The sequence below is a fragment of the Actinomycetota bacterium genome (assembly GCA_040757835.1).
Taxonomy (GTDB): Bacteria; Actinomycetota; Geothermincolia; order Geothermincolales; family RBG-13-55-18; genus SURF-21.
In genome coordinates this window covers 14014-39677 of the sequence record JBFLWJ010000021.1, presented here as the reverse complement: position 1 = coordinate 39677, position 25664 = coordinate 14014, and the positions used below count along the sequence as shown (strand labels likewise).

The window sequence follows — 25664 nt, the reverse complement described above, 5'->3', positions numbered from 1 at the left end:
TCACCTGAAATATTTCTGATTTCTTTATAAGGAGGGGATCCCATGCCTTTGACCAAGTGTCCGGACTGTGGCAAAGACGTCTCGGAACTCGCGCCAGCCTGTCCTACCTGCGGCTATCCCTATGCGGACGAGGCGGAAAAGGCGGCGGCTGAGAAGGAGAAGAAGAAGGGCCTGGCGGGCTTTGTCGATTTCCTCAGGAAACAGGGCGTGGTGGGTCTGGCCATCGGCTTCATCATCGGCACCGCCACCGCCGTCGTGGTCTCTGCCTTCGTCAACGACCTCATCAACCCGATCATCGGCGCCATCCTCGGGCAGGGCAGCCTGGACACCCTCACCTTCACCATCGGAGACGCCGTCTTCAACTACGGCCACTTCATCGGCGTGCTCATCAACTTCATGATCATCCTGGCCGTGGTCTACTTCGGCTTCAAAGCCCTGCGGCTGGAGAAACTCGACAAGAAGTAGGCACACATAGTCTGAACAACCACGCCCGACAGCCTGCATCGCATAAGCGAGGTGCGACGGTGTAGCGGAAGCAGGTCGCGAGTCCGCTTTTTCTCAGTGTTCCGCTATCGACTCGATCGTCTCATCCAGGCCGCACGCCGCGGTGGTCTCGGAGAAGGTGCCTTCCCACAGTCCCAGCGCCACTCCCAGTTCCTGGTGGTCCTTGGCGTATTCGTGGATGGGGATGCCGCACTTGGTGGCCTCGATTGCCTGGCGGAAGGCGATGGCCCCCGCGGTGGGACCCATGGGATGGGCGTGGATGCCGCCACCCGAGCCGATCATGATGTCCGGGCCGATGTCCGCCACGCACACCGGGACCATGTCCGGGGTGATGCCGCCGGAGGGCATGGGCATCATGGGCTTGATGTCGTGCATGGGATAGTGCATGACGTCCGCCGTGTACACGAAGCGGTCCTTGAGGTAGGGCGCCTTGCCGTAGGGAGCCGGGAAGACGACCACGTCCGCCCCCGCCAGGCGGGGCAGCTTGCCCAGCACCAAGTGGGACGCGATGCCCGAGATGGGCGACTCGTAGAGCGCCCCGGCGCAGTCCATGTGGGCCATGATGGGGACGTTGATGTCCGGGTCCTCGGCCAGCGCCTGCAGGGCCGGCAGCCCCACGGCCAGGTAGTTGACCATGATGGCGTTGGCCCCGGCGTCAACCACCCGCTTGGCGGTCTCGAACATCTTGGGCAGGTTGTCGGAGATGTTCACCATGTACAGGGTGTGCTCGCCCGTCTCCTCGTAGGCCCTCTTCTCCATGGCCATGTACGCCCTCACCCGGTCCTCGCAGCGGTTGAAGGCCATGTCCGCGATGAGCTCGTCGTCCTTGATTACGTCGCATCCGCCGCGGGCCACCTCGTAGAAGAGCTTCTCGCCCACCTCGCAGGAGTAGCCGGTGCAGGGCTTGATCATGTTGTTGACGAGGGGGCGGCGCTCCTTGATACCCAGGGCTTCGTAGATGCCGTCGATGCCGAACTTTGGGCCGCCGAACCCCTCCGTGTACCGCTTGGGGAAATGCAGGTCGAGCAGCTTGATCTTGCCGCCCATGGAGATGTTGCCCACCACGGCGGTGAGCAGCATGGGTATCTGGTGCTCGATGTTGCGGAAGGGGTAGGCCACCTGCACCACGTAGGTGCGCTCCTCCACTTCCCTGGGCACCTCGAACTCGAAGAAGGGCACCTCGTGGATGCCCACCACCTTGGCCACGTGCTTGGCCCTCACCTCGGGTGTCTCACCGGGGACGGCGGTCCAGGTGCCCGTGGACTGCTCGATGGCCAGGAAGGGCGCCAGGTAGTACATGATCATGTCCCGCGGCAGGGCCGCGTAATAGGTGGCGATGATGAAGTCGCCGTAGTCAATGCTCTCGGGTATCGCCTTCGGTTGTGCTTCGTAATCCAGCATCTCTCTCCTCCTTGACTTCCTAGATATCCGCCTTGCAGGCGTGCCCCGGCTCGTTGAGCATGCGGCAGACGCCGGTGAGGTTGCCGTGCAGGCAGCGGAACACGTTGTATAGTTCCTCGTACTCGGTGCAGCAGGCCGGGTCGGGCTCGAAGGTCCTGCGCACCCCCACCACCTTCTTCAGCTCCCGGTAGCTCGTATATTCCTTCAAGGCCACCGCCACCGCCATGGCGCAGCCCACGGCCCCCGCCTCCTGCGGGGTCTGGACCGCCTCCACCTCGCGCCGGGTGACGTCGGCCATTATCTGCATCCACACGTCCGAGCGGGCCCCGCCGCCGATGGCGCGCAGGGTGCGGCATCCGAATCCCGCCTTGCCCACCGCGTCTACAAGCCAGCGGAAGTTGAAGGCCACCCCCTCGTAGATGGCGCGCAGCAGGTGTTCTCGCTTGTGTTCGAGTGAGAGGTTGACGTAGGCCGCGCGCAGGGTGGTGTCGGTGATGGGGGCGCGCTCGCCGAACATCCAGGGCGTGAAGAGCAGGCGCTTGGAGCCGGTCTCCACCCCCTCCACCACCTCGTCCAGGACGGGGAAGATGGCCATCTCGCCCCCCGCCCGCCGGGCCCTCTCCGTCTCCTCCGCGGTGGCGAAGTTCTCCGCGAACCACTTCAGGCAAGCGCCGGCCGTCTCCGTCTCCCCGATCATGATGAACATCTCCGGGTCGGCGGAGACCACGGTGGCGATGCCGTTCTTGCCCAGGTTCTTCACCTTCGAGGTGGAGATGACCAGCCAGCCCGAGGTGCCCAGGTAGATGTGGGCGTCGCCGTCCTCCAGGGCGCCGGAACCGGTGGCCGCCGCGGGCACGTCGCCCATGCCCCCGACCACCGGTGTCCCCGCCTCAAGGCCCATGTCGGCCGCGGCTTCCTTGGTGAGCAGGCCGACGATCTCGACTGAGCTCTTCACGTCGGGCATCTTCTCCAGGGGCACGCCGAGCAGTTTCGCGAAGAGGGGGTCCCAATCGCGGGTCTTGTTCTTGAGGAACCCGGTGACCCCCGCGCCGGTATGGTCGATGATCATGTTGCCGGTGGCGCGGTAGACCAGGTAGCCGTTGACGTCAAGGATCTTGTGGGTGTCCTCCCAGATACGCGGCTCCTTCTCCTTGATCCACAGCACCTTGCAAATGACGTCCTTGCCCGAGGGCACCGCCCCCGCCAGGGTCATGATCACGCGGGATCCACCGAAGCGCCGCACCAGCCGCGCGGCCTGTTCGTCGGCGCGGCTGTCCAGCCAGATGATGGCGGGGCGCAGGGGGTTCCCGGACGCGTCCACCGGGAGCACGCCCAGCATCTGGGTGGCGAAGGCGGTCCCGGCGACCTGGCGGGGGCTTATCTTGCTCTCCTTGATGACGCGCTGCGTGCTCACGGCCACCGCGTTCCACCAGTCGCGCGGGTCCTGTTCGGCCCAGTTGGGCTGCGGGTAAGAGACCGGGTAGGGTTCAAAGCTGGATGCGATTATATTGCCGGCGAGGTCGGTTAGCACGGCCTTGCTGCCGCCCGTACCCACGTCATGGCTGACGATGAATCTATTATCGCCCATTTAAAGCACCAGTCCTCTCCTCTCGGACGTGCTCCCTGCCGGGAAACGCGTCTTTATCTGTCCGCCTCCCCTATTCTACGCCCGCGGCCGCCGCCCTAGAGTTTGAGGTCTATTACGTTGACCTTGCCGTCTGCGTCGATCTGCTCGATATAGATGGGGGCGCTGTCTCCCTTGCCGGAGGACTTGATGAGCACTCCCGCCAGCTGGATCATGTCCGCGGGGTTGACCGCCGCCTCGGGAGGGAAGGCGCCCTTGAGGGTTATCTTGCCCTGGCCCATCATGATGGCGCCCATGGCGGCCGGGATGCCGGTGCCCTCGCCCATGCCCATGCCGCTGGAGGACATCTGGAAGACGTAGGTCGACGCCTCCCCGTCCTTCTCCCCCTTGACCACTATCTTCAGGCAGCCGCGCGCGAAGTCGATGCCGGCCTCCTTGAGCAGGCCGTCGCGGCGGGAGATGACGAAGGCCACCGCGAACTCGCGGGGGATTATCTGCTGCCCCTGCACCTCCAGGGGCTCGTCGGAGGTAACCCCCAACCTCACCATGTCCTTGATGAGGTTGGCGTAGGAGACGGGGATGACCAGCCCGAGGTTGGTCACGCGCTTCACGCCCTTGATGTACTTGGGGAGGGTGATGGTCTCGGGGTGGGGATAGCCGTAAACGGGGTAGGTGCCCACGTCGCGGAAGTCGGTCTCCTCCTCCAGGGCCCGGCCGCTCTCCTCGAAGAGCCGCACCGTCTTGTACTCGCCGTCCAGGAACATGGGGATGTCGATCTCCATGGAATGGAAGCGGTGCTTGATCACCGCCGGCCCCTCCACGTCCTCTCCGCCGTGGGCATGGTAGATATCCACGGAGTCCACCTTGTCCAGGAGGGTCTCCGCCGTGAGCTTCACCAGCACGTTGGCCATGCCAGGGGAGCTGCCCATACCGATGAGGGCGGATATGCCGGCCTCTTTCGCCTTGCCGTCCATCTCCAGCATGATCTCGGTGGCGTCCATGTCGTCGCATATATCCACGTAGTCTATGCCCGCCGCGACGGCCGCCTCGAGGATGGGCGGTCCGTACTTGTAAAAGGGGCCCACGCAGTTGAGGATGACATCGGCGCCGGCCATGGCCTCTTTCAGGTTCTGGGGATCGTCGGCGTTGAGCTCGAAAGCCTTCACCTTGCCCTCGCCGAGTTCGGCCGCGAGCTCGCGTGCCGCCGCGATATCCTTGTCCGCCACCACGATCTCATCGTAGTAATCGGTAGGGGCGAGGTAGCGCATCGCCGTACTCCCCACCGCTCCGCAACCGCCTAAGACAACCAGTCTGGACATCTCTCCTACCTCCTGTTACTTCCTGGATAAACCACGCATATGAGCTTCTCGTCTCTTGATATCTATTTCATCCGTTCCTCGAACGGCGTGTTTTCCACATCCCCCAGACCAACAGGTATATCATCATTCCTTCCCCGCCGGCTCCTCTACATTCTTCACCAGCAACCCGGAGAGCTGCAGCGCTATCCGCATGGCGGTGCGCAGATCGAAGGAGTCCGGATCCTCGAGCCACTGTATCTCCATGCCTTCCATGAGCCCCAGCAGCATGCACGCGAGATAGTACGAATCGACCTGCGGCAGCAGGCCCTCCTCAATGCCCTGGGACATTATCTCCTCGAGCTTCTCCTTGATCTCCGCGCTGTTGCTGTGGAGCCGCTCCACGTACTGGGGGGAGAAGGCCTCCGCCTCCTCGGCGCGCATCTTCCAGGAGAGCTTGGTGTAGTCGCGGTGCTGGTAATGGAGGTCGGTGACCTGGTTGCCCAGCCACAGCAGTTTTTCGAGGGCGTTGCCGTCCCTCTGTGCAGCTGCCGCAACCAGGGCTACGAACTCTCTGTGTGATTCCTCGACCAGGGCGAAGTATAGTTCCTCCTTGGAGCTCCAGTACCAGTAGAGGGTGCCCTTACCGAAACCGGCCTCCATGGCGATCTCCGACATGGTGGTCTTGTGGTACCCCTTGGAGGAGAAGACCTTGAGGGCAGCCTGCTTGAAGGCCGCCTCCCGTTCGTCCTTGACCGGGTTCTTCCTGATCCCCAAAGACCTGGCCATGCTGCACCTTTGCTCTTAGACCGACCGGTTGGTCTTATATTAATACGGGGGGGTCCCCCCGTCAAGAGGAAGCGACCCCCTGTTTAATACGACCGCATAAACGGACGATTACAAGAATGGGATCGCCATGAAGCCTGTTAAGAGAGCTTGTCTTTGGTAATATTTACCATTATGTACCGGGGTATGCAAGGGACAGGGCCTGACCTCTAAGAGAGGGCGGCGGTGCCGGCCTTGACGATGCGGGCCAGCTCCACGGCGCGGGCCACGGTGGAGGTGGCGCTGGCTATCCCCAGGTCGTCCCGGAGCACCAGCAGCCGGTCGTCGCCGTCGCGCATCCCCATTCCCCCCAGGGAGGAGAAGGAGGAGCCGCCCTGCAGCCCCATCTCCGACGAGGCGATGACCATGTTCACGGCGTAGAAGAACTGGTTCATAGTGATGAGGGCCATCTCCAGACCCGCCATGCGGAACCAGGCCACGACCATGGACCCCCCCACCTTGTTGCGCAGCATGCCCCTGGAGACGTTGCCGTGAACGTACGGGCGCAGGCGGTCGATGAAGGCGGCAAGGTGGCCCGAAAGGCGTCCGAAATAGACCGGGGAGGCGAAGATGAGCACATCGGCGGCCTCCACGCGGGGGTACAGGGCGGTCATGCCATCGTCCTGGGCGCAGCGGCGCTCGCCCTCCTGTTTGCGCAGGCACCAGTTGCAGTGGATGCAGTCCCGCACGTCCGCGCGGGCGAGGGAGGCTATCTCCCAGCTCACGCCCTCCGCGGCGTCCTGGCTGCGCAGGGCCTTTTCCAGCAGCGCCTCGGCGTTGCCCCCCTTTACCGGGCTGCCGCAGACCCCGAGTATCCTTACCTCCGGGATCACGGGGCCTCCCCGATGAACGGCAGCACGCGCAGCCTCACGAAGGCGGTGGTGCCCTCGCCCTGCTTGCCCTTGATGGAGAAGTCACCGCCCATGGCCGCCACGTACTTGCGGCAGAGGTAGAGCCCGCCCACCTCGATCCTCGGCTTGCCCTCATCCCCCGCCTCCTCCGGGTCCCAGCGCATGATCTCCTCAACCAGCTGCGCCGAGATGCCCGCCCCCTGGTCCTCCACGCGCAGCAGGACCTCGTCCCCCCACCTCTCCGCCCCCAGGATCACCGGGGTGTCGGGAGGCGAGAACTTGCGGGCGTTGTCGATGAGTTGCAGCAGCGTCTCGCGCAGCAGGCGCTTGTCCGTATGCAGCTTGGGAAGGTCGTCCTCTATCTCGAGGAAGATCTCTCCCTTGCGGTCTCCCCTGCCGAAATAGTCCTTTATCTCCCAGAGCAAGGCCACCAGGTCGATGCCCTTGGGGGAGGGCATGGTGCGTTCCATGGTCGATTCGCCGAAGAGGGCCAGGTTGTCGGGGGACTCGCCCTCCTTGTGCTCCCTGGCGATCTCGAAATAGTCGTGCTCCTTCCCCCTTGCCGGCGCCGTCGCCAGATCGGGCTCTCGGGTCTCTCCCCGCTCCGGCCCCGGACCCGACGCCGCTACCCCACCCGCATCCGCGGCGGATATCTGCTCTGGCCGAGTAGCAGCTTCCCTTCGAGCTTCCGGCGTGGCCGCGGCGGCGGGCGTCACGGGAACCGCGGGCTCCCAACCCGTCGCACCCTCTACGGCATCCCCGGCGCCTTTACCCTCGAAAGCCCCCACGGCAACCGCAGCCGCTTCGCCGATGGCGGTAAATGCAGCGTCCTCGACCATATCGACCTTGGCGGGATCGCAGTCGACGAGGCCGATCGCCCCCACGGCCTCCCCGTCCCTGCGCAACGGGAAGACGATGAGGTTGCGCCACCTTCTCTCCCTCAGGATGGGGAGCACGGCATCGGCCTTCTCTATGAACGAATGGACTTCATCCCATCCCTTTCTGGGTACGCCGCCGTGGATCTCGACCTTGAGCCTCACCAGCATCCCGCAGAGCCTGGCATGTCCGGGGCGCAGCTTCAAGGTGGACAGGGGTTTCGCCTCCGCATCTTCCAGGCCGAGCCGCGCGCGCAGTGATGCCTGGCCCCTCTCGACCGTGTACAGCACCGCGGCTGTGCTTCCGAACTCATCCTGCAGTCCCCGCAGGAGCTGCTCCGTGAAAGCGGGGAGGTCCGTGGCGCTCAAGGCGAGCTCCAGGACCCTTTCTTTCCTCTTCGCCACCCTGAGCAGCGCTTCCGCCTCCTCCATCTCCGACAGCTCACGCGCCGCCTCGCGCAGGATGGCCATGTATTCGCGCGTACGGCCGTTCTGGACCACCGCGGGCTTGACGCTCAAAAAGAGCGAGCGCCGCTCCATCTTCTTTCCCGCCTCCACCATGGCGTCCTTGACCTCCTCGCCCCCGACGGCGCGTTCCAGGAAGGTGGTCACCTCCGGCCGCACGTCCGCGGGAAAGAGGTCGGGCAGGGGTGTGCCGATGGCGCGGTCGCTGCTGGTCGCGAGCGCCTCCTCCGCGCTATGGCTGAGGAGCGTTACGCGTAGATCGGGCGTGAAGCAGACCAGCGCCGAGCCCACCCGCTCGAGCATGCTCCACATCCTCAGCAGCTCGTCTTCCCTCTCCCGGCGTAGACGCGCTTCGGTGGTGTGGTCGCGCCCGATGCCAAGGAGCCGGTTCACTTTCCCACGGGTCGTCTTGAGCGCGGTTATGGTCACCGCGATGAACGAACTGGTGCCGTCACCGCGGTGAAACTCGAGTTCGCCCCTCCAGGGAGCGGCGCGGGCCGCCTCCACCAGGGACTCCAGGGACCGCTTGGCTTCGTCCCGCAGCATGAAGAAGGAGAGGGGCCTGCCCAACAGCTCGTCCTGCTCGTGGCCGAGCAAGCCACACATGGGCGGGTTGGCATAGGTGAAATTGGCGTCGAGGTCGAGGGTGAAAGCCGGCTCCGTAAGTATCCCCAGGAGCTGGGGAAGTCCCAGGGTTTCCTCGGGTGCGGGCTCCGGCAGCGCTTCCTCCCGGGGCGCACGGATTTCCGGCGCCGGGCGTATCCCAACGCTACTTATGGTCACCAGTGTGCCGGTGGTGCCCAGGGCCTCCAGGGGATATGGAGACATGTTTATGTTCAGGCGCATGAGGCGTTTGCCTACCTTGTAGGCCATGGCATAGTCTTCCACCCCGCGACCTCGCTTGGTCTTGGCGAGCAGCTCCTTGAGGGCGGAATACAGGGGAGGGTTCGCCTTGTACAGGGGGACCTTGCGCACTTCCTCCAGGGGTTTCTCCAGGAATGCCTCGGCGTCCCGGTTGCCTTCGAGGATCCTGTCCTCGCCATCGAGGAGCAGAGATGCGTTGAGGGCGGATGACACATCCTTTCCGTTCAACCTCCGCTCACCTCCCCAGTGTGCCCCAATAATCGGCTGAACCGCTCTTTTCATCCTATCTGGTGCTGGCCCGGGGCTGCCACCACGCGCTGCCCGCGCAGACGGCACCGGCCCGATGGACGCCGGTGACGATCTTGACAATAGAATATTCGAGGGGGTGCGACTCCCGCCCTTCCCGGCAGTTAAACTTATGCCCTGGCGACGTCGATAAATCCCACAATAAGAGCGAGGGGGGATGAGTTTGGCCACCAATACCTATCGCTTCCCCGTCCAGGTGGTGTTCGGTGAAGGTAGCCTGCGGGAGATCGCCGCCTTCGCCAGGAACTTCGGCAAGCACGCATTGCTGGTCACCGGGTCCGGCCCCACCTCTCGCGGCGCCGCCGTGGAGGCCATTGGTGCGGCGCTGGGGGGCGTGGGGATCGCGATCTCACACTTCGCCGAGGTGGAATCGGATCCCGGCGTGGAGACAGTGGAAAAAGGCGTGGCCTTCTGCAGGGAGCACGCGTGCGACTTCATCATCGGCCTGGGGGGCGGTAGTCCCATGGACGCCGCCAAGGTCATCGCGGCGCGGATGAACAACGAGGGGGATGTCTCTTCCTGGGACGGCGTGGGACGCATCCCGCGCCGCTCCGCTCCCCTGATCTGCGTGCCCACCACCTCCGGCACGGGCAGCGAAGTGACCTGGGCCGCAGTGATAACGGGCGGTAAACGCCGCCAGAAGATGTCCATCGTCAGCCAGAACCTCTACCCGGTACTGGCCGTCATCGACCCGGAGCTAACCCTGTCCATGCCCCCCGAGCTGACGGCGGCGACGGGGATGGATGCCCTGACCCATGCCGTGGAGTCCTTCGTGGCGCGGCGCGCTTGGGAGCCCACGCGGGCGCTCTCGCTCAAGGCGACGCAGCTCGTCTTCGCTAACCTGGAGAGGGCGTGCGCAGACAGCTCGGACGCGGATGCGCGTCGCGGCATGTCCATGGCCTCCTTCCTGGCGGGGATGGCCTTTACCTCCGCCGGTCTCGGGGTGGCCCACGCCCTCGCCCACGCCGTCGGCTCCCATTTCGGCGTGCATCACGGCAAGGCCAACGCCCTCCTGCTGGAGCAGGTCATGCGCTTCAACCTGGAGGCCTGTCCGGAGCTCTTCCGGGAGCTGGCCTTGGCCATGGGCCGTGATGTGACCGGGCTTCCCGCCCCACGCGCGGCCGGGGAGGCCGCCGCCGCCGTTGCGGAGCTGGTCTCCAGCCTACCCATCCCCGCCGGCCTAAAGGAAGCCGGGGTAGCGGAGACGAGCCTGGAGACCCTCGCCGCCGATGCCTTCCTCAACACCCGCCTGCGCTCCTCCAACCCCCGCGACACCGTCCTGGAGGACCTGGTCGGCATCCTCCGCTCCGCCCTCTAGGCGGCACCGGTCCGGAGAACTACCCATAGCCGGTCGCAGCGCGCGCATTGAGGTGAATGATGCGGTAAATCGTCCGCCCGGTTGTCTTAAACAATAACCACGGCGCGGGACGACAGGTGTTCGGGCGAACAGCTCCTGCACTGCTACCTGCCCGGCGAGCAAGGTGCTCGGAGGAGCTTGCGACGACGATCAGCCTTGTCGCCGGGCCGGACAATGTATCGAGCCCGAACACCTGGAGGGCTAGAGCGTAAAAGACAACTCCCGAGAAGAGCCTATCTCAGCATATGCCGCGGAGATCCCCGCAATCTCGCTCGCTCTCGGGAGTTGATCTTCTTTGCCTCTTATACTTCAATGTACCACATTTCGAACACGATTAAACCCCGCATCTGGCAGTACTGCTTACCGGGGCACTGTGCCCGGTGATATAAATCATCGTATAACCAGACCAGAGCGGGGTAATATACCCCCATAGGTATATGAGGAGATCACAATGCGAAGCAAGATGCCGTGGATAGACAGGGACAGGTGCGATATCGCAGAGCGTTGCACCGACTGCAAGGCGGCAAGGTTCTGCAAGCACGGCGCCTTTAATATCATACCGGGCGGCAACGGCTCGGGAGAAAAATGCAGGATCGCCATAGATCTGGAGAAATGCCGTCTGTGCGGCGACTGCTCCCATGCCTGCGAGCTGGGCGCCGTGAAGATGGTCTGACCGAAGGAGGAAAGAGATGGAGGAGATGGACCGGGAGTTCTTCAAGAGATATCACCGGGCTGTGGTAAAGGCGAACGCCAAGGAGGTCGAGAAACTGAAATCGAAGATAGGTTCCGAGTGGGCGGAGGAGTTCCGCGCCAGGACCGGGGTCAAGCTCGAGGGCGACCGGTTCAACCGTGCCCTGGAGGACTACCTCCAGGATGAACTCCGCTTCTGCGATTCCGTAAACGTCAAGGGTGAAGGAGCGGACTTGAGTATCGAGGTCAAGGGGTGCCATATCTGCCACGGCAACGAGCTGCTCAAGGCCGAGGGCGAACCGACGCTCTGCCCCATCGTCCCCACGGGCCTCTTTTCTATCTCGCGCGTCTCCAATCGCAAGGCTAGCCTACAGGAGGTGCGAAAGAACGGCGTCGTCGGTGAATGCGAGATATGTTATAAAGTCAATTGAGGAGGAAACCTTTCCTGATGATGGGTTACATGGAGGCCTGCCCGGGGAGGAGCGGGCCGGTGACCTGATGATATTTCGAAAAGCAAGAGCTGACCGCGAAAAGGAGGTGCTCAGATGAAGCGTTTCACGGTTCCACGGGTGGCTCATTGTTCCGAGGGCTGCAGACCCTTGCCCTGCGGGGCCACCTGAAGCACTGGAGCCCGCGGCATCGGCGGGTGAAGGTATCTCTTAAGGGGTGCGGGGGGCCGCACCCCTCTTCCTTTGGAGACCACCGCGGGCGGAAACGGCGCCTGCGGCGGCTGCGACCCTGGTGCTGCATATCCCCTCGTTTTCGTGATACTATCGATTATCAGGAACCGGGCTCAAGTCATCCTGTATTTCATGTAGGCGGCGCATCATACGGGAGGGGAAGATCGCATATGCCGAAGACACTCTGGGACCATCTGCCGGTCAGACAATACCAGGCCGCCCAGGAGCAGCACCTGGTCCGCTTCATCCGGGAGCTGGTCTATCCATACAGCCCGTACTATCGCGAACTCCTCGACTACAACCGCATCAAGCCGGGCGTGATCAAGACGATAAAGGACCTGTCCTGCATCCCCTTCACCACCAAGGCGGATATCGCCCCCCTGCCCGAGGACCCCGATATCCCCTACTCCATCGTGCTGCGCCCGCCGTCACGGCCCGGCTTCGAGGTGAAAGCATCCCAGCAATTGAAGCAGCGCTATATGAGGTTCACCCGCGGCAAGAAGGGCTATGCCCAGTATATCGACGACGAGTTCCTGCCCGTCCATTATCACTTCACCATCGGCCGCACCGCGCTGCCCACCCCCATCCTCTACACCGGCTACGACCTGCGGCGTATGCGGGAGGCAGGGAGAAGGCTCTTCGAACTGCTGGAGCTCGAGCGCGAGGACATGCTCATCAACGCCTTCCCCTTCGCGCCGCACCTGGCGTTCTGGATGACTTACTTCGCCGCCGAGGCGGCGGGGGTGCCGGCCCTGCATACGGGGGGCGGAAGGATCCTGGGCACCTACCGCATCCTGGAGGCGGTGGAGCGCCTCAAGGCCACGGTACTCGCGGCGACCCCCAGCTATGCCTACCACCTCCTGCGCCTTGCGGCCAACGACCGGCGCGACTTCTCCGGGCTCCATACCCTGATCATGGGCGGCGACGGTCTGCCCGCCGGGCTCAAGGGGAAGATGCTCGAACTGTTGCGCAAGGTGGGAGCGGAGAAAGCCGCGGTGGTCTCGACTTACGGTTTCACCGAGGGGAGAGTGGCATGGAGCGAGTGCCGGGCTTCAGCCCTCTCCAAAGAGGAGAGCTCCGGCTACCACCTCTTCCCGGACATGGAGATCGTGGAGATCATCGACCCCGAGAGTGGCAACCGGATGGACGCGGGGGAAGACGGCGAGATAGTCTACAGCACCCTGGACTGGAGGGGGAGCGTGCTGTTGCGCTTCCGCACCGGGGACATGGTAAAGGGAGGCCTGGACCTGGCCCCCTGCCCGTACTGCGGCCGTTCCCTGCCCCGCCTGGGACTGGAGATCGCCCGCACCTCAGACTACAAGGAGTTCGAGCTGACCAAGCTCAAGGGCACCCTGGTGGACCTCAATGCCTTCTACCCCCTGCTGTCCGGCCACAAGGACGTCCTGGAGTGGCAACTGGAGTTGCGCAAGCACAACGACGACCCCTTCGACCTGGACGAGCTGTACCTCCACGTCTCTCCGGCCGAGGGAATATCAAAGCGCTACCTGGAGAAGGAACTGCGGGACCTGCTGCAGCGGGAAGTGGAGGTGGCACCGACCGGGGTCGTCTTCCACAGCCTGCCGCGCCTCCTGGACCGCCTGGGCCTCGACACCAAGGGGCGCGAGCGCCGTTTCATAGACCGCAGGGCGGAAGCCGCGGGCGGCAAGGCGGAGGAGGAACCCGCGCCACAGGAGAGCCTGGACTTCGAGGACGAGCAGCTCCAGGAGGACTACGAGGAAGGCCCGGGGAACGGCGACCTTCCCGGCGTGGAATAGGCTGAAGCCCCCGAGACGAGGAGGCGGCGAGTGATCGTCCTTGCCATCGACGAGGGCACGACCGGGACCAAGTGCATGTGTTTCGGGCGCGACCAGCAGCCCCTCTCCAGCGTATCCCTGGAGTTCGCCCAGCATTACCCCCAACCAGGCTGGGTGGAGCATGACGCCCTGGAGATATGGGAGCGTACCTGCGAGGCGGCGCGCCAGGCCCTCGACGCGGCGGGCGCGACCGCCGCGGACGTCGCCGCGGTGGGCATCACCAACCAGCGGGAGACCACGGTGATCTGGGATCGCGCCACCGGCGAGCCGGTGCGCAGGGCCATCGTCTGGCAGTGCAGGCGCAGCGCCGACATCTGCCGCCGCTGCGTCGACGATGGTCTCGAGGAGAAGGTGCGCGCCAAGACCGGCCTGGTGCTCGACCCCTACTTTTCCGGCACCAAGCTGACCTGGGTGATGGAGAACGAGCCCGGGATAGCCAGGCGCGCCGAGGCGGGGGAGCTCTGTTTCGGCACCATCGACTCCTGGCTCATCTACCGGCTCACCGGGGGCCGCGTGCACGCCACCGACGTCTCCAACGCCAGCCGCACCCTGCTCTTCAACATCCGCGACCTCGCCTGGGACCCAGAGCTGGCCGGGATGTGCGCGGTGCCCATGTCCATGCTGCCCGAGGTCAGGGAGTCCTGCGGCATTTTCGGGGACACGGACCCCCAGGCCTTCCTGGGCATCACGGCGCCCATCGCCGGGGTCGCCGGTGACCAGCAAGCCGCCCTCTTCGGGCAGGCCTGTTTCCGCCCAGGTATGACCAAGAACACCTACGGCACGGGCAGCTTCGTGCTCATGAACATCGGGGGCGAGCCCCGTTTCTCTGAGAAAGGCATGCTGACCACCGTCGCCTGGTCCATGGAGGGGCAGGTAACCTACGCCATGGAGGGCTCCATCTTCATCACCGGCGCCGCCGTCAACTGGCTGCGCGACGGCCTGAAGATAATAGACAGGGCTTCAGACATCGACGAGCTGGCCGCGCAGGTTGAGAACACGGGAGGGGTCTATTTCGTGCCTGCCCTGGTCGGGCTGGGGGCACCGTACTGGGACCCTGAGGCCCGTGCCCTGCTCATCGGCATGACGCGCGGGACGGGAAGGCCGCATATCGCCCGTGCCGTCATCGAGTCCATGGCCCTGCAGACCATGGACGTGGTGGAGGTCATGCGGGAGGAGACGGGCATCCCCCTGCGGGAGCTGCGCGTGGACGGCGGAGCCAGCGTCATGGACATGCTGCTGCAGTACCAGGCGGACCTCCTGGGGGTCCCGGTGCGCCGCCCGGTCATCTCCGAGACCACCTCGCTGGGGGCGGCGCTGCTGGCCGGGCTGGCGACGGGTTTTTGGAAGAGCACGGAAGAGATAGAGGAGCGGTGGAAACTGGACCGCGAGGCCCTGCCCGATCCGGCCGCGGCCGAGCGCGTGGCGTCGATGCGCAGGGACTGGAAGAGGGCCGTGGAACGCAGCCTGGACTGGGCTCGCGAGGACATGGCCTGCGACGTGGAATAAGGAGGCTACCATGGCGGAGGAAGTATGGCCTGATGCCGAGCCGTTTTCTTTCGACGGCGGCAAGACGGGGGTGCTGGTGGTGCACGGCTTCACCGGCTGCACCCAGAGCGTGCTGCCCCTGGGCAAGGGGTTGGCGGAAGCGGGTTTCACGGTGTTGGGGCCGCGCCTGCCCGGCCACGGCACCTCGGTGCAGGACATGAGCACGCGCAAATGGGAGGAGTGGACCGGCGAGGCGGAGAAGGGCCTGCAGGAACTGCTGGGACGCTGCGATAAGGTCTTCGTGACCGGGCTCTCCATGGGCGGCACCATCACCTGCTATCTGGGGGAACGCTACGCGGACAAGGTGGCCGGCCTCATGCCGATCAACGCCGCCGTCTCCAAGCTCAATCCCATGCTGCCGCTGACCCCCATCGCGAAATACGTGCTCAAGACCATCCCGGGAGTCGGGAGCGACATCAAGGACCCTGCCGCCAAGGAAGCTTGCTACGAAAAAGTGCCGGTGCCCGCCGCCGCGGAACTGTACAAGCTTATGAAGGCCGTCAAGGCGGACATCGCCAGGATCACCGCCCCCATCCTCATCTTCTCCTCCCGCGAGGACCACGTGGTGTCCACCGCCAACGGGCCGTATATCCTCGAGCACGTCAGCTCCACCGACAGGGAGATCGTGTGGCTTGAGGACTCCTACCACGTGGCCACCCTCGACAACGACAAGCGGCTCATCATCGACCGCTGCGTGGAGTTCATCAACAAGCACTAGGTGTTTGTTGATGAAGGGCGGCCCCTCGACGGGGGCCGCCTTCTCTCTTCGCATACCAGGCCAGACGATCCCCGCGCTTAGGAACCGCGCAGGGTGCCGGCGAATACCTGCCAGGCCAGGGCCGACTTGGCCAGCAGGCTGAGGATGATGTAGACCCGCTCCCCATAGAGGTAATCGCCCCACTTCCCCACCATCTTGTACTGCAGCACCATGTTGATGGCGAAGATATTGAAGAACACGAAGAGGATGGGGAGGATGAAATAGACGAAGGTGGGCACCTGGGCGCCGGGCTCGGCCACGGCCGAGAAGAAGTAGAGTGCGATCACCACCCAGGGCACGATCCCCGCCAGGCAGCCGAAGTAGAAGGCGGTCCAGTCGGTCTTCCGCGTGGTCTGGTTGTGTAGCTCCATCATCCAGCCGAAGAGGATCATTGTCATGTTGAGGAAGAAGAGCAGGATGAGGCTGTTCAGGTCGAACATGCCCGAGAGCATGGCGATGACCACGAGCATCAGCGATGAGGTGATGGAATACTCCATCCAGCGCGCATAGTTGGCGCCTTTCTTCAAGTTCTTCACGTACCACCCATTGATGCGCGGCAGAGTGAGCAGGAGCAGGGCCAGTCCGCTGAGGAGCAGGAAGGCCGCCACCAGTGGACCCAGCCTCACGTTGGCGATAAAGTCCGGGGGTAGCAGGGACCCGCCCGTGAAGGGATCGCTCTTGAGGTAATTCGTGGTCATGGGAAGGGTGCTGTCGTTGCTCAGGAGGAGCATGAGGATCCCTTCCAGCAGCAGGACAGCGCCGACCACGCCGTTGAAGATGCGCAGCTTCCTGAAGACCGCCCCGTTCTCCTCTACCGCCGTTTCCTCCACCATGGTTTACCTCCTGGCTCCTGGCCACCGCGGGATGTCGGGCCATCCTGCGGCCCCCGTCTTCCGAATACCATTCTTACCTGCGAGAGCCGGGGTTAAACGGGGTGAGCTGTCCCGTCGGTTCCAGCACGGTAAAATCCGGTGGTGAAGGCCACGTGGATATGTGACGGCATCCGGCGGCACCGCAGAGACCGCCTCCACGCGGTACTCGCGCATGGTGCCGGGGCGTGAGCGCTCAGACGCTGGGCGGGGTGATGACCATGAGCAGGCTGCCCTCTTCACCCGAGAGGTTCTCCCAGCCGTGTGACTGCGCCCCCTGGAAGTAGACGCAGTCGCCCTCCCGCAGGTGATGGGCGGTGCTGCCAAGCTCGAAACGGAACTCGCCCTTCAGTACCATGGCGAACTCCTCCCCGCCGTGCTCTATGGGGTCGATATATCTGGCGTGCGCCTTGAAGGTTCCCAGCAGGGGTTCCATTTCGACACCCGTCTCGTCCACGAGGAGTTCCAGGGTCAGTGATTCCGGGCTGTCGACCTTCTTCCTCTCCTCCTTGCGGAAGGCGATCTTGCGCGCCGTCTCGTCCGAGAAGATGTCGGCAAGGGTCACGCCGTAGAAGTTCGTCAACTTGATGAGGTTCTTAATGGTGATGCTGCTCTTGCCGTTCTCCAGCTTGCTCAGAAAGGAGATGGAGAATCCCGTCGCCTCGGATACTTTCCGGATGGAGAGCTTCCTGCTCTGCCTCAGCTCCTTTAACTTACCCCCGATGTCCTCCATGCTCCACCCCCTCGGAAACGTTGTTTTCTCTATTGTATAGAATAGACCGTGATCCGGGAAAATACTATAACCTTGCATATCTGGAAAATAACAATTGTTCTATCTTCATACCCAATCATGACTGTTGACAGAAAAGTTTCTCTATATTACTCTTAACTTAGAAATTGTTATTCTATATGAAACGGGGTGAACACGATGTACAGCGATCATGAGGTGGAGTGCATGTACCTGGGAAAGCCGTTCGAGGAGAGGAACCTCCACGGTGAAGACCGCCATGGCAAGGAGTCACCGCCCCTCGGAACGGAGGAACCGCAGAAGTCTCCGGAACTTCCCCGGATGCCGCTGCTCGTGGCCGCAGCGGGGTAGGCATAAGGCGAGGCGTAGCGGAACGTTTGCGCAGGTGAGCGTGATATTCTATGTCAAGTGGAATAACTTGACACGCGGTTTAGTGAATATTACTATGATAACGAAGTATGTTTTACTAAAGAGAAACGTTGAGGCCGATGTACAGCGAAGATGAGATCGAAAGATTATACATGGGAAAGCCCATTGAGGACGAAAGCCGCCATATCTATGGGGGCTTTGTCGACCTCATCCTCTTCTCCGACGAGGAGACAAGGAAGCTCTTCCTCGACCTTCCCATGATGGACAGATTGATCAACGTCCCCTGCGAAGTAGGAGAATAGGCGAGAAAAGCCCCGTACACCTCCCCTGTTCCCTCTGCTGTCCTCTCATGACCGCACACATAGAGCGCGGTTACCTTCCCGGCCCCTGGGACCGGCGTTATCGATAGATCCCGGGGCGGGGATAGCGCCCGGCCATCCCCGCGGGCATGCATCGTTTGTGCGATGACGCGCCGGGACACGTGACCAAAGATACCGTTGCCAACCCCCGCGGTGCCGTGTATTATGGGCATGATAAGTTTATTGAATATTTACTATTATTAAATATTATGGTTGCTGACAATTGCCTCGTCATCTTCTTCGAATCCACCCACCAGGCTTTGAGGGGCGAAAAAGTTCTCAAGGACGCGGGTATAGAGCACTCGGTCATCAACACGCCCAGGGAGTTCAGCGTCGACTGCGGCATCTCCCTGCGCATAGAGCCCGCACTGGGTGACGAGGCTCGCGTGGCGCTGGATGCGGGCGGCGTCGTTTTCGCGGGCATCGAGCCTTACCGCTCACGCTGGTTGTAGCAGCAAACAGGAACAGGAGGGAACATGGCCGATTATCACGGGATGTGGGAGGAACTGGGACTTGACCTGGCGGCCCACGAAGGCCTGCTGGAGGTATTGCCGCCGCTCTATGGCGAGGCGATCCTGAGCCAGGAGGGACGCCCGGCCGGAATGGAGTACTTCGATTTCGTGTTCTCGGAGATCCACGGGCTGCGGGTCAAGGAACTCGTAGACCACCGCAAGTCAGGTGGCGTGGTGGTGGGTACCTTCTGTACCTACGTACCGGAGGAGCTGGTCATCGCCGCCGGCGGCATCTGCGTTGGGCTCTGTGCCGGGGCCCAGGTCGCGGCGGAGGAGGCCGAGAAATACCTCCCCCGCAATATATGTTCCCTCATCAAGTCCTCGCTGGGCTTCAAGCTGGCTAAGGTCTGCCCGTACATCGAGTCCTGCGACCTACTGGTGGGCGAGACCACCTGCGACGGCAAGAAGAAGTATTACGAGATATTAAACGATTTCCAGCCCGTCCACGTCATGGAACTCCCCCAGCGCAAGGCGGAAGTGGACCGTAACCTGTGGAGGGAAGAGGTGCGACGCCTGGTCTCCCGGCTGGAGGAGCTCACGGGGAAGAAGATCGCCGAGGATTCCCTGCGCGAGGCGGTCAGGGTGGTCAACGCCAAGCGCGCGGCCCTGCTGCGCCTGGCCGAACTGCGCAAGAGCGACCCGCCGTTAATCTCCGGCCGCGATGCCCTGCTCATCAACCAGATAGCCTTCTACGACGACCCGGTGCGGCTGACGGAGAAGATCGATGCCCTCACGGGCGAACTCGAGGAGCGGAAATCTTCCGGGGGATCCATCGGCGGCGCCCACCGGCCCCGAATCCTGCTCTCCGGCTGCCCCATGGCCATCCCCAACTGGAAGGTGGCGTCCATCATCGAGACCTCCGGTGCCCTGGTGGCCATGGACGAGATGTGTACCGGCATCCGCTACTTCCGCCACCTGGTGGACGAGGGCGCCGCGGACATGGACGCGCTGCTCGATGCCATCGCCGACCGCTACATGCTCATCGACTGTGCCGTCTTCACCCCCAACCCCGAGAGGCTCGAGCACATCAAGGAGCTGGTGCGCGACTATTCCATCGACGCCGTGGTCTATTACGCGCTGCAGTTCTGCGGGCCCTATACCGTCGAAGCCTACAAGGTAAAACAGGACATGGAGGAGATGGGCATACCCTTCCTCTACCTGGAGACCGACTACAGCACCGAGGACGTAGGTCAGCTCTCTACCCGCGTCCAGGCGCTCATCGAGATGGTGGGCGGCAAGGACAAGCTGTAAGCTATACGGTCGGGCTTCCATGCAGAGGAGGCAGGCCGGTAAAGGCGGCCCGATCCCGGCGCATGTGGTATCATGCGTTTGGTGAAAGCCTGCCGGGAGCGAACTGCCTGCTCGCAGGGCATGCGCCCCCCATGAGTAAAGCCTGGAGAAAACAGTGGCCATCGGAGGTCTGGATATCGGCTCGCGCACCATTGCCCTGGTGGAGGTGGATGGCGGCGACATCCTGCGCGGCGAGGTGGTGGAGACCACCTTCGACCCCCTGGAGCAGTGCCGCCTGCTCCTGGAGGGAAGGGATTTCGACGTCCTGGTGGCCACTGGATACGGCCGCCACCTGGCCCAGGCCAACTTCGCCGACCGCACCATCACGGAGATCAAGGCCTTCGCCCTGGGCTGCCACCGCTTCTTTCCCGACTGCCGCACCATCCTCGACATCGGCGGGCAGGACACCAAGGCCATCTCCCTGGGTCCCGGCGGCAAGGTGATCGACTTCCAGATGAACGACCGCTGCGCCGCGGGCACCGGTAAGTTCCTCGAGGTCATGGCCGCCGCCATGGGACTGTCCCTCGATGAGATGGGGCGTATTGCCCTGGAGACCGAGGCGGAGGTGAAGATCTCCAGCATGTGCACGGTCTTCGCCGAATCCGAGGTGACCGGGCTCATCGCCCGCGGCACCCCCCGGCCGGAGATCGCCCGCGGGCTGCACGAGGCCATCTGCGACCGTTCCGTGTCCCTGATGAAGAGGGTTGGCATAGAGCGGGAGGTGGTCTTCGCGGGCGGGGTGGCGCGCAATCCCTGTCTCGCGACCCTGCTGGAGAAGAGGCTGGGCCTTCCGCTTTCCATCCCCGAGGACCCGCAGATCGTGGGCGCCCTCGGCGCCGCCCTGTCCGGCGGGGTCAGCCTCTGATGGGGTCAGCCCCTGACATGTGACATTTAAATGGCGGTATCTACTTCAATCTTGTCAGATCGAGTAAATGTCACATGTCAGGGGCTGACCCCATCGATAGGTCGCTCTAATATATGCCGAGGTCCCGGAGTTTCCTCTCGTCCAGGCCGGCGCGGTGACCCAGTTCGTGAAGTACCACGTTGCGCACTTTCTCGCGGATCTCCTCATCGGTGCGCGCCTCGGACAGGATTGGCAGGCGGTAGATCCTTATGACGTCCGGAGCGTGCACGAAGTGGTCTCTCCCCCACTGCGTGTAAGGTACTCCGGAATAGATCCCCAACAGGTGCATGGGGTCCCGCACACCCGCGCTGTCTGCATCGGCGGGTGAGGCGATATCCTCCACGACGATGGCTAGATTGTCGAAGGCCAGGCGCTGGAACTCTTCGGGGAAGGCGGCAAGGGCCTCTTCCACCAGGTCCTCGAATTCCTCCAGGCTCGGCCGGTCTTTGAGCGCTGTCAAGGCGAGGGTCCGCTCCTTTCCGCGGCATGGACCGCCGCTAGCCGCCAGTATAACCCTCGGCGAAGAAACGGTGCTCGGATGGGCCCTGCAGGGCCGGGCAGTTGGTGCCGCCGGAGTAATCCTCGTAATAGAAATACATGGAGCGTTCCACGAATACCGGCAGGTTCGCGTCGACCCGGGTGGAGAAGGCGCACTCCTCCAGCCCCGGGACCTGGTTCACGCACAGGCTGAACCGAGAAAGGGCGGGTATGGTAACGTCCCTGGTCACCTCGACCCCGTCCTCCCTGGCGAAGGTGAGGCGGGCCGTGGCGTCTCCCCCGTTGGGGTTGGCCACGAGGACCCAGGTGTCGAAATATCCACCGGTGTAGCCCTCGGCCAGGCACAGGCTGTTCCTGGGCTGCTTGACCGCCGCCGAGCAGTGGCCGCCCCGCATCCCCCCGCCGTAGTCGAAGTACATAGCCCTCTCCGCCACCACGCCTACACCGTTGAGCGAGGTTATGGTGGTGCCGAAGGAGCTGTCCACCACCTTGTCCTCGGCGTAGACGGTCAGGCGCGACTGGGCGGGCACCGTCCTGGTCTCAGTGACGTTCTGGCCGCCCTGCACCAGGTAGGAGATCTGGACCTCGGCCGCGGCCGTGTTCGGGTTGGCCAGCAGCAACCAGGTATCGAAGCCACTCCCCGTGTAGCCTTCCGCCAGGTAGAGCTGCTGCGATGTCTCGGTTATGGCCTGGGAGCAGTGCCCGTCGCGCTTGCCGGCGTAATTGAAGTACATGGCGCGCTCCGCCGCCACCTTGACCCCGTTGAGAGAGCGGAAGCTCATGCCCACGTTCCCGGGCGCGATACCTGCCACGCCGTTGACCAGGACGGTGAAACGGCTCGCCGGCGCCAGGTCATAGGTCTTCACCACGGGTGCTCCCCCCTCGAGGAGGTAGGTAACCTCGACCTGGGCTACGCGGTCCTCGGGATTGGCCAGCAATAGCCAGGTATCGAAACCGTCGCCAGTGTAGCCCTCCGCGAAAAAGCCGTGCAGGGTGGCCTGGGCCATCCCCACCGCGGCATGGCCGCCGTCCGCCCAGCCCTCGTAGTCGAAGTACATGGCCCGCTCCGCCACCACTCCCGGCGACGGCGCGCTGACTTCCATCGATACCTCGTCGGCGGGGAAGAGGTTGTCCACGGGGACGGTGAAGCGGCTATGCGGGGCCAATGCGTAGGTCTGTATCTGTGGCGCGGCCTGGGGACGCAGGTAGCGTACGTCCACGGGAAGCTCCTGGCCGGAGGGGTTATAGAGCAGGAGGTAGGTGTCGAACCTGTCGTTGTACGGGCCACCCACCACCCTTCTGCCCCACGCGAAGTGGGTGCCGTAGTAGTCGTTGTTGTCCAGGCAGTCGATGCTTATACCGCCGTTGGAGCTGCCGGAGTGGATGAAGAGGCCGTTGCCCACGTACATGCCGGCATGACCGATGTAATCGGTCGGGTTGCCGTTGGCCTCGTCGTAGAAGAATATGGCGTCACCCGGCTGCAGCGCTCCCCTGGGGACGAAGAGATAGCGGTCGTCGCGGGCCTGGTCATCGGCCACGCGCATCATGGGGTAGCCCATGCGGATACAGAGGGTGTTGTAGACGAAGCCCGAACAGTCGAACCCACCCTCGGAATCCCGCTCCCCCCCGTAGAGATAGGGGCAGCCGAGGCGTTCGAATGCGAAGCTCATCGCCTGCGCCTGGCCGGGGGTGGCGGGAGGCAGCACACAGCGCGCGGCGCTGTAGCTGTCCCTGACGTACCACGGGCGCCAGCTGTCCACGTGGTCCATTCGGTACAGCGTCAGGGCCATCTCTCCCCTGGGATAGGTCCATCCCGGCCATACCTTGCTGTAGCGGTACTTGAGGCGGAGGTCCATGAACACGGCCATGGCCCCGCCGTAATAGGGAGTGCCGCTGATGAGGCTGTTCACGTTCTGTGCGGCGTCGCCCATGCCCATCGCCGCCGCCGCGCCCATGGCCACGCGCTCGAAGAGCACGCCCTGGCCGGGAGCGAAGGAGCCGTCCGCTAAACGGTCGAGGAGCCCGTACTTCACCGCCAGGTTCGCCCAGATGAAATTGGGGTCGGACGCGGGCAGGTCGGTGAAGGTTATGGAGGGGTCCGCGGCCTCTCCCTCATGGTCGGATATGGTCACCAGGGCACGGGCGCAATCGATCCTGGATGTGGCCTCGGCGGGGTGGAAGCCTCCGTCGGGGTAGCCTTGCATATATCCCGCCGCGGCCGCATATCCTATGGCCTCCTGTATCTCGGCGGGCTGGCTCCCGATATCGTTGAAAGTGCCCTGGGCCTGCGCCCTGCCCTCGCCCTGAAGGGCGCACGCAAAAGAGGCGGCAAGCAGCAGCGCTGCCGCAACCAAGAGAACGAGCAGCTTGTGTGCCGATTTGTTACCCATGCAATTCCCTCGCATCCTGCGGTCACTTAAGACATCGTCTCCGGCGCCCGCTTCCTTTACCTCGCACCGTGTCTAGCTGGGCCTTCGCTGCCTCGGCACCATAGGACTTCTTGACGTGCCGCCCTCTTACCTTGTTCCGTGGCATGTTATCATAGTCCCGGTTCTGAACCTCGGAGGAGGAGGCCTCTTTGCGCGTCACGTACCTGGACAATGCCGCCACCACCTTCCCTAAGCCGGAGGTGGTGTATCGGGCCATGGACCGCTTCGCGCGCGATTCGGGGGGCAATCCCGGCCGCAGCGGCCACCGCCTGTCACTGCAGGCGGGCCGCGAAGTGCTGCTGGCGCGCGATGCCGTGGCCGGATTGCTGAAGGTCAAGGACCCCTCACGTATCGTCTTCACCAGGAACGCCACCGAGGCGCTGAACACCGCCATCCAGGGGGTACTCGGTTCAGGGGGGCACGCGGTCATGACCGCGCTTGAACACAACTCGGTATGGCGCCCCCTGGAGGCCATGGCGAGGCGTGAGGACGTCTCCTACAGCATCGTGCCCTGTTCCCCCGACGGAAGCCTGCAGGTCTCCGCGCTGCGGGCCGCCCTGCTTCCCGAGACCCGCCTTATCGTCTGCACCCATGCCTCCAACGTCACCGGGAGCCTGCTGCCCCTTTCAGACATCGCCTCCCTGGCCGCAAGCCGCGGAATCCCCCTGCTTCTGGACGCCGCCCAGACCGCCGGCAGGTGCGAGCTGGACCCGGAGGACATGGGCATACAGTACCTGGCCTTCTCCGGGCACAAGGAACTATTCGGCCCCCAGGGCACCGGGGTTCTCTATATAGCGCCGGGCGCGGAGGTGGAGCCCCTGTGCTACGGGGGTACCGGCAGCCGTTCCGAGAGCTCGACCCAGCCGGACTTCCTTCCCGACCGATACGAGAGCGGGACCCTCAACGCCACTGGCCTGGCGGGCTTGCGCGCAGGGGTGCAATTCGTCATGGAAAAGGGGGTTGGGGAGGTCCGCCGCCATGAAGAAGGGCTCACTCGGCGCTTCCTGGACGGCCTCGCGCGCCTTCCCGGTGCCACCGTCTACGGGCCCCTTGAATGGGAGAGCAGGGTGGGGGTGGTCTCCCTCAACCTCGCGGGCTTCACCTCGTCCGAGGTGGCCTCGCGCCTGGACGAGAGGTACGGCATCTGCGTCCGCTCCGGGCTGCATTGCTCGCCCCTGGCCCACAGCACCATAGGCACCCTCGCGGGAGGCACGGTGCGCGCCAGCTTCAGCTACCTGAACGCCGCCGACGACGTGGACTACCTGCTACAGGCCCTGGGCGAGATCACCTCCTCCCGGGCATAGCCCAGGAAACCCGACAGTACGTGACCAGCCTTTTCGCCGGGGCGGAAAAGAACCACTGGCACAGACCGTTAGCCCCGGGCTCGGGCCGGAATAGGGCCCGAGCCCGAACACCATGCTATTCCGGCACGTAATACGCCATATCCTGCAGGGAGCCGGTCAGGTTTTCTGCCCACTGCACTTTTACCCGCATGCCCACGTGGACATCCTCGGGCTTGACCCCCTGCAGCACCCCCATGATCCATGAGTCGCACCCGTCCAGCTTCACCACCGGGGCGACGCGGGGCTCTTCCAGGGGGTTTCCCCGCACGTCCGCGTAGCCGATGGTGAAGGTCATGATCTCCCCGTGGTCGCTGACCTCGGCGGGCTCGTTAATGGCGATGTGGCACTTGCGGCAGTTAAAGGGTCCCGGCAGGTAGACGGTGCCGCATTTGTGGCACTTGGTCCCGATGAGCTTGCCTTCCTTCATGCCGTCCAGCATACGGCGCAGGCCGACTCCCTCGATGCGGAACTTGAGGGTAGAGAGGTCCCAGGTGCCTTGGACTTCACGCGTTTCTTCCATCATGAGCAC

24 protein-coding genes are annotated in these 25664 nt (G+C 63.8%); 13 read left to right on the top strand and 11 right to left on the bottom strand.

Annotated features, from left to right (window positions below; translation table 11 throughout):
- Positions 1 to 42 precede the first annotated feature (42 nt).
- The gene (locus AB1384_13720; GenBank protein ID MEW6555330.1) at positions 43 to 465 is read left to right on the top strand and encodes an MscL family protein; all 423 of its coding nucleotides are present in this window, start codon (positions 43 to 45) and stop codon (positions 463 to 465) included.
- A 93-nt stretch (positions 466 to 558) separates the two neighbouring features.
- Here AB1384_13720 and AB1384_13715 read toward each other — a convergent pair whose 3' ends face one another.
- From AB1384_13715 to AB1384_13690, 6 genes are all read right to left on the bottom strand, one after another.
- A complete protein-coding gene (locus AB1384_13715; protein MEW6555329.1) occupies positions 559 to 1905 on the bottom strand; it encodes a RuBisCO large subunit C-terminal-like domain-containing protein in 1347 nt (448 codons plus the stop codon).
- A 19-nt stretch (positions 1906 to 1924) separates the two neighbouring features.
- Entirely contained in the window at positions 1925 to 3493 is a 1569-nt protein-coding gene (locus AB1384_13710) for an FGGY-family carbohydrate kinase (protein ID MEW6555328.1), read from the bottom strand.
- A gap of 95 nt (positions 3494 to 3588) precedes the next feature.
- A complete protein-coding gene (locus AB1384_13705; GenBank protein MEW6555327.1) occupies positions 3589 to 4809 on the bottom strand; it encodes a saccharopine dehydrogenase NADP-binding domain-containing protein in 1221 nt (406 codons plus the stop codon).
- 123 nt (positions 4810 to 4932) lie between these two features.
- Positions 4933 to 5574, bottom strand: a complete 642-nt coding sequence (locus AB1384_13700) for a TetR/AcrR family transcriptional regulator (protein ID MEW6555326.1) — start codon at positions 5572 to 5574, stop codon at positions 4933 to 4935.
- A gap of 206 nt (positions 5575 to 5780) precedes the next feature.
- Entirely contained in the window at positions 5781 to 6443 is a 663-nt protein-coding gene (locus AB1384_13695; protein MEW6555325.1) for a flavodoxin family protein, read from the bottom strand.
- Positions 6440 to 8893: a PAS domain-containing protein gene (locus AB1384_13690; protein ID MEW6555324.1), complete on the bottom strand. Its 2454-nt coding sequence runs from the start codon at positions 8891 to 8893 to the stop codon at positions 6440 to 6442. The genes AB1384_13695 and AB1384_13690 overlap by 4 nt, the downstream gene beginning before the upstream one ends.
- A gap of 241 nt (positions 8894 to 9134) precedes the next feature.
- On the opposite strand from AB1384_13690, the gene AB1384_13685 reads away from it, so the two are divergent.
- From AB1384_13685 to AB1384_13660, 6 genes are all read left to right on the top strand, one after another.
- Positions 9135 to 10289 carry an iron-containing alcohol dehydrogenase gene (locus AB1384_13685; GenBank protein ID MEW6555323.1) on the top strand — a complete coding sequence of 385 codons (1155 nt, stop codon included), beginning with the start codon at positions 9135 to 9137 and terminating at the stop codon, positions 10287 to 10289.
- 490 nt (positions 10290 to 10779) lie between these two features.
- Positions 10780 to 11001: a 4Fe-4S ferredoxin gene (locus tag AB1384_13680; protein ID MEW6555322.1), complete on the top strand. Its 222-nt coding sequence runs from the start codon at positions 10780 to 10782 to the stop codon at positions 10999 to 11001.
- 16 nt (positions 11002 to 11017) lie between these two features.
- A complete protein-coding gene (locus tag AB1384_13675) occupies positions 11018 to 11449 on the top strand; it encodes a hypothetical protein (GenBank protein ID MEW6555321.1) in 432 nt (143 codons plus the stop codon).
- A 419-nt stretch (positions 11450 to 11868) separates the two neighbouring features.
- Entirely contained in the window at positions 11869 to 13473 is a 1605-nt protein-coding gene (locus AB1384_13670) for an AMP-binding protein (protein MEW6555320.1), read from the top strand.
- Positions 13474 to 13503: 30 nt separating this feature from the next.
- On the top strand, positions 13504 to 15018 hold the full coding sequence (gene glpK / locus AB1384_13665) for a glycerol kinase GlpK (protein ID MEW6555319.1): 1515 nt from the start codon (positions 13504 to 13506) through the stop codon (positions 15016 to 15018).
- A 10-nt stretch (positions 15019 to 15028) separates the two neighbouring features.
- The gene (locus AB1384_13660) at positions 15029 to 15775 is read left to right on the top strand and encodes an alpha/beta fold hydrolase (GenBank protein MEW6555318.1); all 747 of its coding nucleotides are present in this window, start codon (positions 15029 to 15031) and stop codon (positions 15773 to 15775) included.
- A 77-nt stretch (positions 15776 to 15852) separates the two neighbouring features.
- Here the strand turns inward: AB1384_13660 and heR are convergent, their stop codons facing one another.
- Together heR and AB1384_13650 are read right to left on the bottom strand one after the other, a co-directional pair.
- A complete protein-coding gene (gene heR, locus AB1384_13655; GenBank protein ID MEW6555317.1) occupies positions 15853 to 16647 on the bottom strand; it encodes a heliorhodopsin HeR in 795 nt (264 codons plus the stop codon).
- Positions 16648 to 16879: 232 nt separating this feature from the next.
- A complete protein-coding gene (locus AB1384_13650; GenBank protein ID MEW6555316.1) occupies positions 16880 to 17416 on the bottom strand; it encodes an XRE family transcriptional regulator in 537 nt (178 codons plus the stop codon).
- 195 nt (positions 17417 to 17611) lie between these two features.
- On the opposite strand from AB1384_13650, the gene AB1384_13645 reads away from it, so the two are divergent.
- The 5 genes from AB1384_13645 (at position 17612) to AB1384_13625 (ending at position 20826) form a co-directional block, all read left to right on the top strand.
- On the top strand, positions 17612 to 17782 hold the full coding sequence (locus tag AB1384_13645) for a hypothetical protein (GenBank protein ID MEW6555315.1): 171 nt from the start codon (positions 17612 to 17614) through the stop codon (positions 17780 to 17782).
- A 137-nt stretch (positions 17783 to 17919) separates the two neighbouring features.
- A complete protein-coding gene (locus AB1384_13640; protein MEW6555314.1) occupies positions 17920 to 18102 on the top strand; it encodes a hypothetical protein in 183 nt (60 codons plus the stop codon).
- A 266-nt stretch (positions 18103 to 18368) separates the two neighbouring features.
- Positions 18369 to 18611: a DUF3343 domain-containing protein gene (locus tag AB1384_13635; protein MEW6555313.1), complete on the top strand. Its 243-nt coding sequence runs from the start codon at positions 18369 to 18371 to the stop codon at positions 18609 to 18611.
- Positions 18612 to 18635: 24 nt separating this feature from the next.
- Entirely contained in the window at positions 18636 to 19922 is a 1287-nt protein-coding gene (locus AB1384_13630; GenBank protein MEW6555312.1) for a double-cubane-cluster-containing anaerobic reductase, read from the top strand.
- 154 nt (positions 19923 to 20076) lie between these two features.
- On the top strand, positions 20077 to 20826 hold the full coding sequence (locus AB1384_13625) for an acyl-CoA dehydratase activase (GenBank protein MEW6555311.1): 750 nt from the start codon (positions 20077 to 20079) through the stop codon (positions 20824 to 20826).
- A gap of 106 nt (positions 20827 to 20932) precedes the next feature.
- On the opposite strand, the gene AB1384_13620 is transcribed toward AB1384_13625, so the two are convergent.
- Together AB1384_13620 and AB1384_13615 are read right to left on the bottom strand one after the other, a co-directional pair.
- Positions 20933 to 21325, bottom strand: coding sequence for a metallopeptidase family protein (locus AB1384_13620; protein MEW6555310.1), 393 nt, complete (start codon positions 21323 to 21325; stop codon positions 20933 to 20935).
- Between the two features lie 37 nt (positions 21326 to 21362).
- Entirely contained in the window at positions 21363 to 23753 is a 2391-nt protein-coding gene (locus tag AB1384_13615) for a C40 family peptidase (GenBank protein ID MEW6555309.1), read from the bottom strand.
- Between the two features lie 188 nt (positions 23754 to 23941).
- Between AB1384_13615 and AB1384_13610 the strand changes: the two genes are divergently transcribed.
- Positions 23942 to 25096, top strand: a complete 1155-nt coding sequence (locus AB1384_13610; GenBank protein MEW6555308.1) for an aminotransferase class V-fold PLP-dependent enzyme — start codon at positions 23942 to 23944, stop codon at positions 25094 to 25096.
- Positions 25097 to 25211: 115 nt separating this feature from the next.
- Here AB1384_13610 and AB1384_13605 read toward each other — a convergent pair whose 3' ends face one another.
- Entirely contained in the window at positions 25212 to 25658 is a 447-nt protein-coding gene (locus AB1384_13605) for a Zn-ribbon domain-containing OB-fold protein (protein ID MEW6555307.1), read from the bottom strand.
- Positions 25659 to 25664: the final 6 nt, after the last annotated feature.

Excerpts from the sequence above, each read along its gene's own strand:
- AB1384_13720 (MEW6555330.1), top strand. The coding sequence starts at position 43 with ATGCCTTTGACCAAGTGTCCGGACTGTGGCAAAGACGTCTCGGAACTC.
- AB1384_13715 (MEW6555329.1), bottom strand. The coding sequence starts at position 1,905 with ATGCTGGATTACGAAGCACAACCGAAGGCGATACCCGAGAGCATTGAC.
- AB1384_13710 (MEW6555328.1), bottom strand. The coding sequence starts at position 3,493 with ATGGGCGATAATAGATTCATCGTCAGCCATGACGTGGGTACGGGCGGC.
- AB1384_13705 (MEW6555327.1), bottom strand. The coding sequence starts at position 4,809 with ATGTCCAGACTGGTTGTCTTAGGCGGTTGCGGAGCGGTGGGGAGTACG.
- AB1384_13700 (MEW6555326.1), bottom strand. The coding sequence starts at position 5,574 with ATGGCCAGGTCTTTGGGGATCAGGAAGAACCCGGTCAAGGACGAACGG.
- AB1384_13680 (MEW6555322.1), top strand. The coding sequence starts at position 10,780 with ATGCGAAGCAAGATGCCGTGGATAGACAGGGACAGGTGCGATATCGCA.
- AB1384_13675 (MEW6555321.1), top strand. The coding sequence starts at position 11,018 with ATGGAGGAGATGGACCGGGAGTTCTTCAAGAGATATCACCGGGCTGTG.
- AB1384_13670 (MEW6555320.1), top strand. The coding sequence starts at position 11,869 with ATGCCGAAGACACTCTGGGACCATCTGCCGGTCAGACAATACCAGGCC.
- AB1384_13660 (MEW6555318.1), top strand. The coding sequence starts at position 15,029 with ATGGCGGAGGAAGTATGGCCTGATGCCGAGCCGTTTTCTTTCGACGGC.
- heR (MEW6555317.1), bottom strand. The coding sequence starts at position 16,647 with ATGGTGGAGGAAACGGCGGTAGAGGAGAACGGGGCGGTCTTCAGGAAG.
- AB1384_13650 (MEW6555316.1), bottom strand. The coding sequence starts at position 17,416 with ATGGAGGACATCGGGGGTAAGTTAAAGGAGCTGAGGCAGAGCAGGAAG.
- AB1384_13645 (MEW6555315.1), top strand. The coding sequence starts at position 17,612 with ATGTACAGCGATCATGAGGTGGAGTGCATGTACCTGGGAAAGCCGTTC.
- AB1384_13640 (MEW6555314.1), top strand. The coding sequence starts at position 17,920 with ATGTACAGCGAAGATGAGATCGAAAGATTATACATGGGAAAGCCCATT.
- AB1384_13635 (MEW6555313.1), top strand. The coding sequence starts at position 18,369 with ATGGTTGCTGACAATTGCCTCGTCATCTTCTTCGAATCCACCCACCAG.
- AB1384_13630 (MEW6555312.1), top strand. The coding sequence starts at position 18,636 with ATGGCCGATTATCACGGGATGTGGGAGGAACTGGGACTTGACCTGGCG.
- AB1384_13615 (MEW6555309.1), bottom strand. The coding sequence starts at position 23,753 with ATGGGTAACAAATCGGCACACAAGCTGCTCGTTCTCTTGGTTGCGGCA.
- AB1384_13605 (MEW6555307.1), bottom strand. The coding sequence starts at position 25,658 with ATGATGGAAGAAACGCGTGAAGTCCAAGGCACCTGGGACCTCTCTACC.